Annotated in this window: 14 protein-coding genes and 1 riboswitch; of the genes, 5 read left to right on the top strand and 9 right to left on the bottom strand. The window is 41.6% G+C overall.

All coding sequences use genetic code 11. The features are described 5' to 3' along the window. Positions 1 to 55: 55 nt before the first annotated feature. The 6 genes from ACFRAK_RS03210 to ACFRAK_RS03185 all read right to left on the bottom strand — a co-directional run bounded on the left by ACFRAK_RS03210 (position 56) and on the right by ACFRAK_RS03185 (position 8,359). Positions 56 to 367 carry a rhodanese-like domain-containing protein gene (locus ACFRAK_RS03210; RefSeq protein WP_034309364.1) on the bottom strand — a complete coding sequence of 104 codons (312 nt, stop codon included), beginning with the start codon at positions 365 to 367 and terminating at the stop codon, positions 56 to 58. A gap of 108 nt (positions 368 to 475) precedes the next feature. Next, positions 476 to 1,816 (bottom strand): MFS transporter, encoded by a 1,341-nt coding sequence (locus tag ACFRAK_RS03205; RefSeq protein WP_387600995.1) that lies wholly within the window; start codon positions 1,814 to 1,816, stop codon positions 476 to 478. Between the two features lie 17 nt (positions 1,817 to 1,833). After that, positions 1,834 to 4,368, bottom strand: a complete 2,535-nt coding sequence (locus ACFRAK_RS03200) for a PEP/pyruvate-binding domain-containing protein (protein ID WP_387707795.1) — start codon at positions 4,366 to 4,368, stop codon at positions 1,834 to 1,836. 352 nt (positions 4,369 to 4,720) lie between these two features. Then, entirely contained in the window at positions 4,721 to 5,749 is a 1,029-nt protein-coding gene (locus ACFRAK_RS03195) for an NADH:flavin oxidoreductase/NADH oxidase (RefSeq protein ID WP_387600989.1), read from the bottom strand. A 380-nt stretch (positions 5,750 to 6,129) separates the two neighbouring features. Continuing rightward, entirely contained in the window at positions 6,130 to 6,972 is an 843-nt protein-coding gene (locus tag ACFRAK_RS03190) for an aldo/keto reductase (RefSeq protein ID WP_260285519.1), read from the bottom strand. Between the two features lie 181 nt (positions 6,973 to 7,153). After that, positions 7,154 to 8,359 carry an MFS transporter gene (locus ACFRAK_RS03185; protein WP_387600985.1) on the bottom strand — a complete coding sequence of 402 codons (1,206 nt, stop codon included), beginning with the start codon at positions 8,357 to 8,359 and terminating at the stop codon, positions 7,154 to 7,156. Between the two features lie 187 nt (positions 8,360 to 8,546). Between ACFRAK_RS03185 and ACFRAK_RS03180 the strand changes: the two genes are divergently transcribed. The 3 genes from ACFRAK_RS03180 (at position 8,547) to ACFRAK_RS03170 (ending at position 10,823) form a co-directional block, all read left to right on the top strand. Next, positions 8,547 to 8,918 (top strand): winged helix-turn-helix transcriptional regulator, encoded by a 372-nt coding sequence (locus ACFRAK_RS03180; protein WP_192206160.1) that lies wholly within the window; start codon positions 8,547 to 8,549, stop codon positions 8,916 to 8,918. A 417-nt stretch (positions 8,919 to 9,335) separates the two neighbouring features. Continuing rightward, positions 9,336 to 9,641: a hypothetical protein gene (locus ACFRAK_RS03175; protein WP_387600981.1), complete on the top strand. Its 306-nt coding sequence runs from the start codon at positions 9,336 to 9,338 to the stop codon at positions 9,639 to 9,641. 39 nt (positions 9,642 to 9,680) lie between these two features. After that, entirely contained in the window at positions 9,681 to 10,823 is a 1,143-nt protein-coding gene (locus tag ACFRAK_RS03170) for a CAP domain-containing protein (protein WP_394571287.1), read from the top strand. Between the two features lie 88 nt (positions 10,824 to 10,911). Here the strand turns inward: ACFRAK_RS03170 and ACFRAK_RS03165 are convergent, their stop codons facing one another. Beyond that, on the bottom strand, positions 10,912 to 12,105 hold the full coding sequence (locus ACFRAK_RS03165; RefSeq protein WP_387600975.1) for a NupC/NupG family nucleoside CNT transporter: 1,194 nt from the start codon (positions 12,103 to 12,105) through the stop codon (positions 10,912 to 10,914). 166 nt (positions 12,106 to 12,271) lie between these two features. After that, positions 12,272 to 12,372, bottom strand: a riboswitch (purine riboswitch). Positions 12,373 to 12,565: 193 nt separating this feature from the next. Here ACFRAK_RS03165 and ACFRAK_RS03160 point away from each other — a divergent pair. Next, a complete protein-coding gene (locus ACFRAK_RS03160; protein ID WP_394571286.1) occupies positions 12,566 to 13,279 on the top strand; it encodes a DUF421 domain-containing protein in 714 nt (237 codons plus the stop codon). Positions 13,280 to 13,362: 83 nt separating this feature from the next. On the opposite strand, the gene ACFRAK_RS03155 is transcribed toward ACFRAK_RS03160, so the two are convergent. Continuing rightward, positions 13,363 to 14,109 (bottom strand): alpha/beta hydrolase, encoded by a 747-nt coding sequence (locus ACFRAK_RS03155; RefSeq protein WP_387600969.1) that lies wholly within the window; start codon positions 14,107 to 14,109, stop codon positions 13,363 to 13,365. Between the two features lie 308 nt (positions 14,110 to 14,417). Between ACFRAK_RS03155 and ACFRAK_RS03150 the strand changes: the two genes are divergently transcribed. Beyond that, positions 14,418 to 14,738, top strand: a complete 321-nt coding sequence (locus ACFRAK_RS03150) for a PadR family transcriptional regulator (RefSeq protein ID WP_260285526.1) — start codon at positions 14,418 to 14,420, stop codon at positions 14,736 to 14,738. 315 nt (positions 14,739 to 15,053) lie between these two features. On the opposite strand, the gene ACFRAK_RS03145 is transcribed toward ACFRAK_RS03150, so the two are convergent. Further along, positions 15,054 to 15,203 carry a hypothetical protein gene (locus tag ACFRAK_RS03145; protein WP_387600966.1) on the bottom strand — a complete coding sequence of 50 codons (150 nt, stop codon included), beginning with the start codon at positions 15,201 to 15,203 and terminating at the stop codon, positions 15,054 to 15,056. Between the last annotated feature and the right edge of the window lie 20 nt (positions 15,204 to 15,223).

The raw sequence follows: 15,223 nt of genomic DNA, 5'->3' as shown, positions 1-15,223 counted from the left end.
GCCATCACATTCTTGGATTTACGCTTACAAAAGTGACAGGTCTTTTTGAAGAACTTCACTTAACGATGACTTCGCCGTCCCATTCAAGCATTCCGCCAACCATGTTTGCCACTTTATATCCTTGTTCCTGAAGATAATGGCATACATTTTCACTGCGGCGTCCTGAACGGCAGATAAAAATATATTCTTTTTCTTTATCAAAATAGTCAAGGTTCGCCGGGATGTCATTCATGCGGATATGTTTCGCGCCTTCGATCATTCCCTCTTGCACTTCTTCGTCTTCCCGAACATCGACAAGTTCCATCGCTTCGCCTGCCTCAAGCTTAGCTTCCACTTCTTCAGTTGTAATGATTTTGATTTCTTCCATAATTAGCACCTCGAATTATCGTTTGATTTATCTTTTTCATTATAGCAAAATTTCCAGTTCAACATCACGTAATGGAATCGTTGATGAAAATTCCTTCATGCCATGTATTTATTTCCAGAAATTATCTTCAACACTCAAATTTTTATTGCTTCTAAAAACCATCCTGGTTAAAATGGCTCCTAACACTGCCGCCACTATCAGGATACCGAAAAGGATCGAATAATTGGCGATGATCCCTATCAACGTAGATGAGATGATGCTCCCGAAATATCGAAAGGTCGAAAAGATTCCCGATGCCGAGCCCGATGCGGATTCCTCCACGGCTTCCAGGGAAGCGACCTGCATGCTTGTAAGCCCTAAACCGATAGCCAACCCATTCACGATAAGTGTGACGGCTAGATAAAAAAGAGACTGGAATTGGATGACGAATAAGAATAATAGATTCGTTATCACCGTGATGGCGAATGAAAGGAATATGACCTTTTCCGAAGGGTATTTCCGATTAAGCTGTCCGCCTATCATATTGCTAATAGCCATTGAAATGGAGAACAGTGATAACATGACACCGCTCATGGAAGCCGAAATATCCATTTTTGTGGTCATGATCAGCGGCATGACCAACAAAATCGCATACATCGTGAAATTATTGATCAGTACAGATAAATTGGCATTCACGAATATAGGACTCTTAAATAAGCTAAAGTCTATAATCGGGGACGGGACAGACCGTTCTTTCCGTACGAATAATCCCAGGAAAAGAAGGCTCCCCATACCGAGTACGATGTACATCGCCGTTGATTTTGCATGAGTTAAAGTAATCAATAAAGTGATCGTAACGGCTAAATAAATGGAACCGATAATGTCCAATGGCTGTCGGGAATGCTTTTTCTGCAGTTTTGGTAAAAGAAAAAGGCCTCCAGCAAGTGCCCCCAATAAAAAAGGGACATTAACCAGGAATATCGCTTTCCAACTGGCTACAGCAATCAAAAGCGATCCTATCAATGGACCTACCGCTGCCCCCAGACCCATTCCCAACCCGAAAAATCCCAACACCCCCGGGAGCCGCTCACGTGAAACGGTCTGCCGGATAAGGGCAACGACATTCGGGATCAGCAATCCGCCCCCTATGGCCTGCAGTGATCGAAAAGCGACAAGCATGCCTATATTTAGCGAAAGCCCGCATCCAATCGAGGCAGCAAGGAATAGTAATATGCCAATTATATAGATTTTACGATTGCCATATAAATCCCCAAGTTTACCCGCAATCGGCTGGGTAACAGCCATTACAATGAGATAGATGGTGACGACCAAAGTGACACTGTGGATATCCAAACCGTAAAAGTCTGAAATCGAGCCCAGTGCTATCGAAATCATTGTTGAATTGATCGGTACGAGAAACGCCGCCATTAAAGTAAAAATAATCATCAGGAATTCTTTCTGTCTGCCCATTCTTTCACCTCAATCCTTCAAACAGCACTTTGTTCGACTTGCTCATCGATAATCGTAACGGTTCCCGTATTCCCATCGACAATGACACGATCTCCATCTTTTAAGCGATCCGTTCCTATTTTTGTCCCTAACACTGCCGGAATCCGATATTCCCTGGCAATGATCGCAGAATGGGACAGCATGCCGCCTGTATCGGTAATGATTGCTTTTGCATCCTGGAAAAAGGACGTCCAGACTGGTGTCGTGGTCCTGCAGACCAGAATATCTCCTTTTTTAAAATGAGAGGCTTCATGCAAACCGGATATCACCTTGACTTTTCCTTCGCATACTCCTCCGGATGCTGAAATTCCTTTAATCGTACTCGCCGTATTTTCCTTGTTTTCTTCCAATGAGCCAAACACCATTTCCACGAAAGCACGCTCTTCATCCGTAGGTTCCCCAAAAAATGATGGCGTTTTCATTTTACTCTGTAAATCATATTGCCTTTTCCGTTCCAATACCGTTTCCTTTAAAGTGTGGGGGGCATCCAAAGCGGATATGACCTCATCTTTATATAAAAACCAAATATCTTCTGCGTCATCCAGCACGTTCTGTTCAACTAAAAGCTCACTTACTTTCAATAAGTATAAACGTGCCTTTGCATCGAACATGGCATCAATATAAAAATGATGATCATCCGTGATTACAGCAGCATCCAAGACCATTTGATAATATTTTTTAAATTCGTCCCGCTCAGCGGAGTCTTCAATTCCATTTAAAAACCTTTGGTATATCCGTTTCCCGTCAGCTAATGCCGTTTCGAATTCTTTATCGAAATCATACCCATTGATGATGAAATTCTTAATGATTTGCAGTACATGCTCAGGATTTTCAATCCAGGTTTCCCCAACGAAATCATGTGCCTTAAGACATCTGTACCCGTATACATTGACGAAATTATCCACACGTTCCAGAAGATCCTTCCCTTTCCCAAACGCGCTCAGATCCCTGGATAAATTTCCTTCATCGGCATCCATGATCACCTTGAGCAACTGAGGTTCATTCTTCGCTTTCAAAGATAATTGCCACAGTATTCGATCGGACTCCAGTGACTTATTCATCACTCCAGCCATGGATTGGTAGAGTTCATGGGGCGGTTCGGTCCCCAGCAAGCTTTTGAATAGCCGTTCAAGTTTAATAGTAATACTCGCAAGCGGAAGGACGATCATGAAATGCCAGTAATAGACCTCTTTGAAAAACCCTTCTAACTCACCCAACCCTCTTATCGCTTTGGCTGCCGTGAATTCCTTCGAAGTTTCTTCATCCATATATCGATAAATGGGCAATAAATGATCATGGATAATATCATGCATCCTGTTCGTCATATCTGGATACAAGGTCTCCATAAGCTTTTCGTTTTCCATGAATAATTGCTTGGGGTCCGTTTCTAGGTGGATTTGCTTTCCGTAATAATACCCGTTATGGACTTTCATTTGGATGTATCCCGACGGTTCCCTGAGTTCCTCTGCCGCTTTAGCCATTCCTTGATAAAATGGTTGGGTGACTATGGATGCGAATAATGGGGAAATTGGATCAGGAAATCTTGAATCGATCAAAACCCAAAAGTCCTCCATATCAGTCCGATCCAAAATAAATTCTTTCCTTGCTTCTGGAATGACTTCAGCGTCTTCGATCACTGTTGTAATCGGGCGGGCTTGCAAGAGATATACCTTTTGATCTTGAATGGCGAATTCCAAATCGACAGGATGCCCATAATGCTTCTCCACCTCCAGTGTCAATTCGGTCAATTGTGTAAGCAGCGCATCATTGAGGCAATATGCCTCCTGTTCCGCTTTTGTGGTTTCCGCTTCTAACGTGCCTTTGGAGCCGGAGATGATTTTCAGCTCTTTGCGGCCCTTGATTTTCTCGATCTTTGTACAATCACGTTTAGCCAAATAGGTATCAGGTGTCACGATACCAGATACCACCGCCTCCCCGAGCCCATAACTGGCATTTATCACAATATGATCTGGATTGTACGTAACGGGGTCCTGGCTGAAAATCACTCCTGAAACATCTGAATGTATCATACCTTGGACCACAACGCCCATTGATATTTTTTCAGCACTTTCATGAATGGTTTCGGTATATTGCCGAACCCGGTTCTCGAAACAGGAAGCCCAGCAGCCTTTTACCCTTGATAGGAATTCTTCATCCGTTTTAACATTCAGGTATGTTTCATACTGACCGGCAAAGGATGCCCCTTCCAGGTCTTCTGCACCCGAAGAGGAACGGACTGCCACGGATGCATAGTCTTCCCGCAGCTCATGAAAAGAGCTCAACAGGGTGCTTGACAAGTCATCCGGGATGCTCGCCTCCATAATCTCGGCCTGGATGGCTTCACTTTGTAAATCCAGTTCATTTCTTTCTACGAAATGCATGAATGAATCATTGTTAATGACAAACCCATTAGGCACGGGCATGCCCAACTTCGTCATTTTAATTAAATGTAAAGCTTTTCCCCCTACGATTTCATTGGACTCAGCAGCATTTTCAAATCGCTCTGTATACATATTCGCTCCCCTTCCATCACGTTGAATATCCAAGATCGAGAAATACCCATTTATAGGTATAAATCCCACTCTTAACCATAAAGGAAATCCTGTTACATTGCATTTGAAAAGGCTTACACTAAATTCCATGACGGGCATTGCTTTCGCAATGATTATTAGGGCTTTATTGCCATTTTCCCGAATGATCGATCGCAAAAATGCAACAAACTATTCAATTTTATATTTATTTACATTTATTAAGTAAATACACCAAATCCAATCACAACGAATAATCCCTACAATAGTCACAATGGGGCCTGAATGAAAAAAACGCCGGCGAATATAATTTTCGCCGGCGTTTTAAAGATCGATATTAATGCTTGAATCCCAGTTGATATTGTTTAGGGATCTCCGTTTTTATATTCAAAGATTTAGATGCTTCAAGTGCCCAATAAGGGTTTCGCAGCATTCCTCTGCCGACGGCAACCAAATCGGCTTCTTCATTGCCAATGATTGAATTCGCTAGAATCGGATCATCTAATCGACCTACAGCAATCACGGGGATATCCAAAGCTTTTTTGATTTCCCTCGCCAACGGAGTTTGATAGCTAGCATGCGTACCCGGTCTTCCGTCTGCTCCAATCGGACCTTCTCCTCCAGAACTTACATGGAACATATCGACTCCTGCTTCTTTAAAGACTTGTGAAAAGGCAATGCTTTCCTCAATGCCATATCCGCCTTCAACGTACTCTTTTGCAGAAATGCGCATGATTAAAGGCATGTCGGCAGGCATTTCGCTTTTCACTGCTTTAATGACTTCCACTCCGAATTTAGTCAGGTCTTTTCCATATTCGTCATCACGTTTATTCGTAAGCGGTGATGTGAATTGGTGGATTAAATACCCGTGTGCACCATGTAATTCGATTACGTCAAATCCTGCTTGAACAGCCCTTCTGGCCGATGCCCGGAATTTATCGACCATTCCCTTCACTTCTTCCGTTGCTAAAGCTCTTGGTGTTTTGTACGTTTCATCAAACGCAATGGCTGATGGTGCCACCGGAGTTTCGGCATCCTCCGCTTTACGGCCTGCATGGGCAATTTGTATCCCGATTTTTGCACCGTATTGATGAACTTCCTTAATGATGTTGGAGAAAGCTCCAATTTGGTCGTCGGACCATAATCCAAGATCACGATTCGAAATGCGCCCATCAGGCTCCACATCGGTCATTTCCACGATAATCAATCCCGTGCCTCCAACTGCCCTGCTTACATAATGTTGCTGGTGCCAGTTTGTTGGTATACCATCTTCCGCTTCGACGGAGTATTGGCACATCGGCGGCATGACGATCCTATTTTTAAGTTCAAGTTCTTTTATGCGATAAGGTGAAAATAAATCATTCATAATTTTTTATCTCCTTTTTCATATAATGCATGCACATGCATTTATATCATCTGATTTATTCTGTGTCAACTAATCAGATTTCCGAATCTTTCATTGTAAACGACATCATCTTGTTGGAACAGCATTTCCATCCCCACCAATGCGGAGATCCAATAAAAAAAGCTGTTTTCGCATACTTTGTTGCTATTTACCAAGTAAAGCGGTGTGGTTGATTTCCCCTCCAGATGCTCGCTTTCCGCGGGGCGGGCGGTGCTCCCGCAGGAGTCTCGCACTTGCGCTCCAATCAACCTTAAATCGTTTTGTTTTAAAACAACAATCTTTACGAAAAGAGCCTAAAAAAAGAGAATGACGGATATCCCGTCCCTCTCCTTCATACTTGATTAAAAGTCGAAATTATCAGGATCTGGACCAACACGGTGATTTTGGTTCAATCCATCAATTTGATTCATTTCCTCTTCCGTCAATTCGAAATCGAATATAGATGAGTTTTCTACAATACGATGTTCTTTAGTGGATTTTGGAATCGTTACAATCCCGTTTTGAATGTCCCAGCGCAAAATGACTTGTGCAACTGATTTGCCATGCTTGGTCGCAATTGCTTGTAAAACGTCATTATCCAGAAGTTCACCTTGCATCAATGGTGACCACGCTTCAAGCTGTATCCCTTGTTCCTTACAGAATGCCTGAACTTCTTTTTGAGTTAAACGCGGATGGCATTCCACTTGATTGACCATCGGCTTCACTTCTGCATCCTCCATTAAATCTTTAAGATGGTGAATCTGGAAATTGCTCACACCGATCGCTTTTACTTTTCCTTCTTTATAAAGAGTTTCCAACGCTCTCCAGGCTTCTTTATATTTTCCTTCCACTGGCCAATGGATAAGATATAAATCCAAGTAATCCAAGCCAAGTTTCTTTAAGCTTTTTTCGTATGCCGCAATTGCTGATTCATATCCTAAATCGGCATTCCAGACTTTTGAAGTTACGAATAAGTCTTCCCTGGAGATTCCGGCTTCTTTAATGCCCTCACGAATCCCTTGTCCGACTCCTTCTTCATTTTCATAAATGGCAGCCGTATCGATACTGCGATAACCATGTTTAATGGCCACTTTAACTGCATTTACCAGCTCCGGCCCTTCTTCCACCTTAAATACGCCCAATCCGAACCAAGGCATTTTAACGCCATTATGCAACGTTGTTGTATCTTGTAAATTTTTCACCATTATACTCTACCTCCAAATTTTTTCTTCATTGTTTTTTAGGATCGTAATGCGCTTAAGTATCAGTATCATTACATCCCTTCAAGGAACCTTCCATCATTCCCTGAAGGGATGCAATGATACTTGGTTATTGATACTCTAAACGTATAGCATGCTTTTTCTAACATGCATCACTTTTTCAATCCTATGCTATTTTGTCAGTTCCCTTGGAACGATCTTTACTTTCCAGAGCACGGCTCCATGCTGTTAAAATCACTGCTGCAAACACCATGACTCCACCTATCCACGCTGTATGGATCAGTCCGATCGAATCCGTAATCACCCCTCCCAAGTAGGCACCAATGGCGATTCCCGCATTGAAGGCGGCAATATTGATGGCCGATGCCACGTCCACTGCACTCGGTACGAAACGCTCCGCTAACATGACGACATACACTTGAAGCCCCGGAACGTTCATGAATGCAAACAATCCCATTAAAATGATCGTAATTAAACCGGCAATCTTAAACGGTGCCGTGAAAGACAAAGCCACTAGTACAATGGCTTGTATAAGAAACATATAGAATAGGGCATTAATAGGATTGCGATTGGCGAATTTCCCGCCAAGGGTATTTCCTATCGCTATTGCTACTCCATATATTAGCAAAATCAAGGCCACAGTTCCTTCTTTAAACCCTGTCACTTCCTGAAGTAATGGCGACAGGTACGTGAAGACAACGAATGTACCTCCATACCCCAATGCCGTAATGATGAATACTAGCAGCAAGCGGCCATTCGTCACCAATTTGATTTGATCACGGAATGTGGTCCGTGCAGCCTTTCTTAAATTGGATGGAACCAGGATGCCGTTTCCGATGAAAGCAATAAAGCCGATTGCCACAATGATGATGAAAGCGAATCTCCAGCCGAATTGCTGACCGATGAAGGTTCCAAAAGGAACTCCGGTCACCGTTGCCACCGTCAGACCTGTAAACATGATGGCGATGGCACTAGCCCTGCGGTTTTCAGGGACCAAATCAGCCGCAATCGTAGCGCCGATCGACATGAAGATACCATGTGCAAGCGCTGAAATAACACGTGCGATCAATAATACACCGACAGTGGTTGCAGAAGCCGCTAATGCATTTCCGGCAATGAACACGACCATTATCCAAAGCAATAAAGTCTTTCGCGACATATTCGATGTCAGGGATGTCAGGATAGGTGCCCCGAACATGACCCCCAAGGCGTATAAGGATACCGTCAATCCCGCCGTCGTAACTGTAATGTGTAAATCTTTAGAAATGAGCGGCAATAATCCCACGCTGATGAACTCTGTTGTTCCAATTGCAAAGGCACTGATCGCTAAAGCCAGCAATGCCCATGTACTTTTATTTTTATTTGAAATCATATCCTCTTCTCCTTCTTGTCATTTTGTACTATCATTGAAATTGCCTTAGCAACTTTTTTATAAATGGTACAGTGGAATTCGGCGTGCAAATGTTATTATGAGATATAATGCAAATAAAAAACAGTACGTACTTTAAAGTGATATAGGAACCTTTTAGTACCTATAGAATAAGGAGAGTATGCCAATCATGCAAAAAAAGAAATACAATATATCAGTTGAGGCGACACTGGAAGTAATGGGCGGAAAGTGGAAATGCGTAATCCTCTGCCATCTGACCCACGGAAAAAAGCGGACCAGTGAATTGAAGCGCCTTATGCCGAACATCACCCAAAAAATGTTGACCCAACAATTGAGGGAGTTGGAAAAAGACGAAGTCATCAATCGTATCGTTTACAACCAAGTCCCCCCTAAAGTGGAATATGAACTTAGTGAATATGGGCAAAGCCTGGAAAGTATCCTATCCTCACTATGTACGTGGGGGGAAAATCACATAACCAGAGTGTATGGAGATAAGTTTTCCGTACTCGAGGAAAGTGTATTGAATGATCCATTGAAATAATTCCAAACAAAAAGATTAGCTCGAAGCGGCTAATCTTTTTTTGTATGGCTGTTTTCGCATACTTTGTTGCTATTCACCAAGTAATTCGGTGTGGTTGATTTCCCCTCCAATGCTCGCTTTCCGCGGGGCGGGCGGTGAGCCTCCTCGGCGTGAACGCCTGTGGGTCTCACCTGTCCCGCTGCTCCCGCAGGAGTCTCGCACTTCCGCTCCAATCAACCTTAAATCGTTTCGTTTTAAAAACAACAATCTTTACGAAAAGAGCCTTTTGTATAAATTGAATGTTCCTGGTTTAACTTCCTAACAATAAACTTCACACCGTTTTACCCCCTCTCCTTTTTGGTATAATATGTAATGAACAACTTAAAATTTTTTATTTTGTAAACGAAGAAGTATAATGATGAAACCAAGGGGTGACATATGAGGGTCTTATTAGAATTGATACGCATCATACTAATATTCGGGATAGCCGGAACAATCATTTCGACCATTGTAAACGGCATATATACAAACATCGGAGTGAATCAGTATGGCTGGCAAGGCTCGATTGCCATTCTGCTTTTATTATTCGTCTGGTACAGAAATAAACTTCAGTTCAGTGGCTGGTATTCGGGAAAAGGGAAGGAAAAGCTCCCCAAAATTGCCTCACAAATCCTCATTCTGTGTTCAGTATTTTTGCTATGTACCCCGCCTGTTTTAAGTGTGCTGCAGATGATCTTTCATTAATCGGGATTATATATCCTGGATAGAGCAGGAGTGAACGATTTGCGGAAATTGTTTAATATTGTGGTCCTCATACTCCTACTCTCTGGATTATGGTATGGATATGGTAAAGATATTCAGGAGTCTGGATTCAAAGCGGGGGCCAGTGCCTTTGCAACGGATGTCCGCTCCTTTATAACCGGGCCCGAGGTTACGACTGCCTTGGAAAAACTGAGTACTGGGGTCAGCAGTATCATCGGCTCGGTGACGGAAACATTGGATTCCGCTTCTGAAAAAGAATCGCAGGAAACAGAAAAAGTGAAAAAACCAGCACTGGAAGCACCTGCTGATGCTTCCTTCTCGGTCCATAATATTGAAATTGGCGACACGAAGGATGATGTAGAAAAATTGGCTGGTGAAGCTAAGCGGAATACGCGTAATGAATATGGCGTGGACTGGTTCGCCTATCACGAAAATTATCAAAATTTCTTCATGGTTGCCTACGATGACAACAATAAAGTTGTCGGTCTATATACGAATCAAGATTTGATTTCCTCGAAGGAAGGCATTAAACGCGGCACTCCCAAAGAAACCGTGACCGGGAAAATGGGGGAGCCTGTAACAAAACTGCTTAAAGGAAACGTCTATTACCAGATTCGAAGTGACAGCAGCGAATACGATATGTTTGAAATGGATAATAGCTATGTGACCATTTTTTATGACAAACATGAAAAAAATACAGTCACGGCAATCCAAATCATCGACGCAAAACTCGAAAAGCAAAAGAGCGGCTATTTTGCAGAAGCCGGCCCCGAATTAAAGAAGGGCTTTGAATATCAATTATTCGATTTGACCAATGCATCACGGGTCAATCATGATCTCTCAGTGCTTTCATGGGATAAACGGGTGAAGGTCACGGCACAGGATCATAGTAAAGATATGGCCGTTAATCAATACTTCAATCATACAAACCTTGAAGGAGAATCCCCGTTCGACCGGATGGAAGATGACAAAATCACTTTTCGAATGGCGGGGGAAAACCTGGCTGCCGGTCAGAATAGCAGTATTTTTGCCCATGAGGGCCTAATGAATTCCATTGGCCACAGGGAAAATAAATTGCAGAAGGATTTTGAATCGCTCGGTGTCGGAGTTGCCTTCGACGAGGAAAATAAACCATATTATACGGAGAACTATTTGACGAAATGAATAAAAAGCTGTGCATGGGAAAATCCAGCACAGCTTTTTCACACAAGAAAGGGCATCCATTAAAAAAAATGGATGCCCTTGTTTTAGATCACCAAACGAATAACCCAACGACCATGGCACTCAGCAAGGAAACAGCCATCCCGCTAACCAGCAATTTCCAAACATTCCTTCCGATGATGTTCGATTTCTCATCGTTGAGGATGGAATTGAACGTTCCATAAATCATGCCCACTGTACTGAAGTTGGCAAATGACGTCAGATAAGTGACAGCCACAGCAACTGTATGCGGAGACAATGTACTGACTTTATCTTTTAAATCGAGCAAGGCAACGAACTCATTCGTGGCAAGCTTGATTCCCATCAATTGAGCGACGTACATGGCATCATGTCCAGATAGTCCAAGCAGGAATGCAAATGGACTAAAAATGACAGAGAAAATCTTTTGAATGGTCAAGCCATCCACAAAGAAACCGAAAATGCCGTTTACACTGGCCGTTAAGGCCACATAGCCGATAACCATTGCCATGATGACGAAGACCATTTTGGCCCCGACAAGCATACTGTTGGAAATGGTGGAAAAGAAATCTTTCCGTTCCTCTTTAGAAGGTACATAAACAACGTCTTCCTCTTTAGTGACGTCGACGGGATTCAGCATGTTTGCTATCAGCAAGGCATTTAAGCAGTTCAAAGGTATCGCTACAAAAACATAGGTTGCCGGTACCATGGAGAGGTAGGCTCCAATGATTGAACCACTAATGCTGCTCATGCTCATGATTCCAAATGTCAAAAGACGTTGATCCTTAATCGCACTGAGCTGCATGCGGAGAACGGCAAGCGCCTCGGTATTCCCTAGGAACATCATTTGAATCGAAAAGAAACTCTCAAGTTTTGGCAAACCGGATACTTTTGAGATGAGCCATCCCACTTTATCAATGATCCAGGTAAGTATACCGAAATACGATAAAACATCAAAAAACGTGATAATGAAGATAATTGGCATCAATGCGCTGAAAAAGAAATCCACATGTTCATTTGCCATAAGTGAAGGAAAGACAAAAGAAATTCCTTCATTCGCACATTCAATCAACCAGGTGAAGAATGAAGCGATCAGATTGATGACCCATGCCCCAACTTTAGTGGATAACATGAACCATGTGATAAGTAATTCGAGAACCAGCAAGGTAAGAATGGCTTTCCACTTAACGTTCCTTTTATTAGGTGAACAAAGGTAAACGATGCCCATTACAACCAAAACACCTAGTATATTCAATAAGAAATACATGATTTCATCCCCTTTGGATATATTATTTCCCATTCATTTTTTTATATAAAAAGCCCTCACCTTTTTACACTTTCAGCCGCAGGAAGAAAGTGTGAAAAAGTAAGAGCCTTCTTGAAATGTTTTGTGGATCAAGCCTCTTCAAGCCAACCAAAACCTGTTCATCTCTTCTATTTTCATACTTCCTTGTAGTCCGGCATTACGGCTGCCAGGTAGAAACTATCAGACCATCATCACTGATATTATACAAGGATATTTTTTTAATGAATTTCTCAGGAAAGATATCATTTTAAATCAGTTTATTTTTAATTACAATACGTTTCAAAGTTGTTATATTAATATAAATTTTTCGAAAACAGTCAAGGGAGTCTCCAAGTGCCAATGTTGGGTAATACTAATGCTTAAACCCTCCCAGATGTTTCAATGCACCTTACTAACACAGGAAATAAGGACGTGAATTTTTGTGGATTTTTTTCATAGCCAGGAAACTCTTACTGCATTTGAGTGGACTTTAAGAGCCATCATATCCTTTTTCTTCCTAATTTTTTTGGTTAAATTGATGGGGCAACGGTCCATTTCCCAGTTAAGATTACTTGATTTCATAATGGCGTTAACTATTGGGAACATTCTTGCCCGCCCTTTGTCTGATGAACAGTCAGGCTTGAAGGGCTCAATGATCACGGCCTTTGCATTGGTCATCTTATATATAATCAGTTTGTTTATGAGCCTTAAGTGGGGGAAACTCCGTAGTTTTTTTGACTCCGCCCCTTTTCCGCTTATCGAAAATGGACAAATCATTTACAAAAGCCTATCAAGGGCCCGAATCTCCATCGATGATTTATTATCGGAGTTAAGAAAAGAAAAGGTCGAAGATATTCAAAAGGTATCCCTTGCACTATGGGAACCGGGCGGTACCATTTCATTGTTTTTATACCCTCAATATGAAGCGGTAACTCCAGCAGATATGCACCTAGCAACAACTGACTTCAATTTTCCTAAAACGATTATTAAGGAAGGGATGATTGATTCTAAAGAATTAAATAGGGGCGGTAAAGACGAAGAATGGCTGAAAAAAGAAATCAAAACAACCTATAATGCCGACGTGAACGATATTTTATTGGCAACTCTTGATAATAACGATAACTTAAAGGTTTTTTTCTACAAAGAGCCAAAATAAAAACCCCTAAACATTGTGTAAAGCCTACGTATGCATGTAGGCTTATAACACGTCAACGTAAAGGGGATTTATTAACTCGCTTATTACTCCGACCAATTCAGTGTATTCAAGAACTTATAAACATCTTCATACACTTGATTACGTTCCTTACCCAATGTGATGATATGACCTGATTTTTCATACCATATCAAGTGTTTATGCTGCGTATCGACTTCATTGAAAATCGCTGTAGCACTCTCCGTATAGTCGGGATCATCCAAACGCCCTTGTAAAACAAGAGTTGGTGATGTGATCAAATCTAAATCTTCACCTGTCTCATTTATAATATTCAACACATCTTTTAGTTGAGGCATAGGCTCTTCTGCCAGCAGCTTCACTTCTGCAGCAATTTGGTCTGCATCTTTGCCCTCAAACTTCTTATAAGCCTGTGCATAATTGAGCAAGCGGTTCTTTTGTCGATCGATACTTTTTCCTTTCGTCGGAGCACACATTGAAACCACCCCTGTTACAGGCAATTCAATTCCCACTTTTAATGAGAAAACTCCTCCTAAAGAAATTCCCACAACAGCAATTTCCTCATAGCCTTCATCCTTAAGGAAATTATAACCATCAACTACATCTTTCCACCATTCCTTTGGACCTGTTTTAACAAGTTCCTCGGCTGATACTCCGTGCCCACTATAAAGAGGTCCGTGGCAAGTATAGTCGAGATCATTCAAGTACTTTCCTAATTTCTTCATATCTCCTGTACTTCCGGTAAACCCGTGAAGTAAAAGAACAGCTCTTTTTCCACCTCTGTATGTGAATGACTCAGGTGCTTTCACTTTCATCTATCTAGGACCTTCTTTCTTTGCTCATGTTGATAAATAGAATCTAAATGATTTTCGAAAAAAAATCAATTAATACCCCTTGAGTAGTGATTCTTCTATCCTATTCCGAATTTTCATTAAAACAATTAAATCATGTATATTGTATCCTTACCACACTCTTAACAACTCATCCGTTCCGAAGCACATTTTACTATGATTAAAATTATTTAGCAATCGTCATTTAACCATTTTTTTTAAGAAAAGTAAAATGCACCTTGTGATACGATGTACACCATATTACACTAAAAATGAAAAGGAGGAGAATTTATTTGGATAAAGAATTAATGAAGGGAAGCATTGACCTCCTTTTACTTTCACTTCTCTCACAAAAAAGGCTATACGGCTATGAAATCACGAAGATCTTGAAGGAAATGAGCATGGGAAAATATCAAATAAGTGAAGGCACCCTCTACTCCGCCCTTAAACGATTAGAAAAAAAGGAATTCATAACAGGCCATTGGAAAGAGTCAGATTCAGGCCGCAGGAAATATTATCACGTCACCGAAAATGGACAAACCGAACTTGAAAGGAAACGAGAATGCTTTTACTTCCTTGAAAAATTAGTCCGGAAAAGCGCAGAGCAATTCTAAACAAAATAAAAAGCTCCCTGCACCCATTACTTGGAAAGGCGCAGGAAGCTTTTTTTTGCTGAGTTTTGGGCTGTTTACTCGTGAATCCATACTGCACTCATGATTTCACACCGTTTACTCGTGAGTTTTGCACTTTTACTCGTGAGTTTCGCACTTTTACTCGTGAGTTTCGCACTTTTACTCGTGAATTTTGCTGTTTTACTCGTGAATTTATACTACACTCATGATTTCGCACCGCTTACTCGTGAATTCATACTACACTCATGATTTCGCACCGTTTACTCGTGAGTTACTCCGTTCACGCAAAAAAAAGACCTAATTAGGTCTTTTTTTGTCTATTCCTTTATGCTTGCGATAATTGGCGCAAGAGAGCTTCATACAATCCCCTTGAACATGCGGGCCATATTTTTCACGAAAAGCCTCGAGGCAATAGCATTTATCTTTTTCTTTTTTGGTTCCATCCATCGAGTGCATCCCTCCTAGCT

Source organism: Peribacillus sp. NPDC056705, from assembly GCF_043656335.1.
Note: the sequence above shows the minus strand (reverse complement) of the source record. Positions and strands in the feature narration are given on the sequence as shown.

Excerpts from the sequence above, each read along its gene's own strand:
- ACFRAK_RS03155 (WP_387600969.1), bottom strand. The coding sequence starts at position 14,109 with ATGAAAGTGAAAGCACCTGAGTCATTCACATACAGAGGTGGAAAAAGA.
- ACFRAK_RS03200 (WP_387707795.1), bottom strand. The coding sequence starts at position 4,368 with ATGTATACAGAGCGATTTGAAAATGCTGCTGAGTCCAATGAAATCGTA.
- ACFRAK_RS03190 (WP_260285519.1), bottom strand. The coding sequence starts at position 6,972 with ATGGTGAAAAATTTACAAGATACAACAACGTTGCATAATGGCGTTAAA.
- ACFRAK_RS03175 (WP_387600981.1), top strand. The coding sequence starts at position 9,336 with ATGAGGGTCTTATTAGAATTGATACGCATCATACTAATATTCGGGATA.
- ACFRAK_RS03185 (WP_387600985.1), bottom strand. The coding sequence starts at position 8,359 with ATGATTTCAAATAAAAATAAAAGTACATGGGCATTGCTGGCTTTAGCG.
- ACFRAK_RS03210 (WP_034309364.1), bottom strand. The coding sequence starts at position 367 with ATGGAAGAAATCAAAATCATTACAACTGAAGAAGTGGAAGCTAAGCTT.
- ACFRAK_RS03195 (WP_387600989.1), bottom strand. The coding sequence starts at position 5,749 with ATGAATGATTTATTTTCACCTTATCGCATAAAAGAACTTGAACTTAAA.
- ACFRAK_RS03205 (WP_387600995.1), bottom strand. The coding sequence starts at position 1,816 with ATGGGCAGACAGAAAGAATTCCTGATGATTATTTTTACTTTAATGGCG.
- ACFRAK_RS03165 (WP_387600975.1), bottom strand. The coding sequence starts at position 12,105 with ATGTATTTCTTATTGAATATACTAGGTGTTTTGGTTGTAATGGGCATC.
- ACFRAK_RS03180 (WP_192206160.1), top strand. The coding sequence starts at position 8,547 with ATGCAAAAAAAGAAATACAATATATCAGTTGAGGCGACACTGGAAGTA.
- ACFRAK_RS03145 (WP_387600966.1), bottom strand. The coding sequence starts at position 15,203 with ATGGATGGAACCAAAAAAGAAAAAGATAAATGCTATTGCCTCGAGGCT.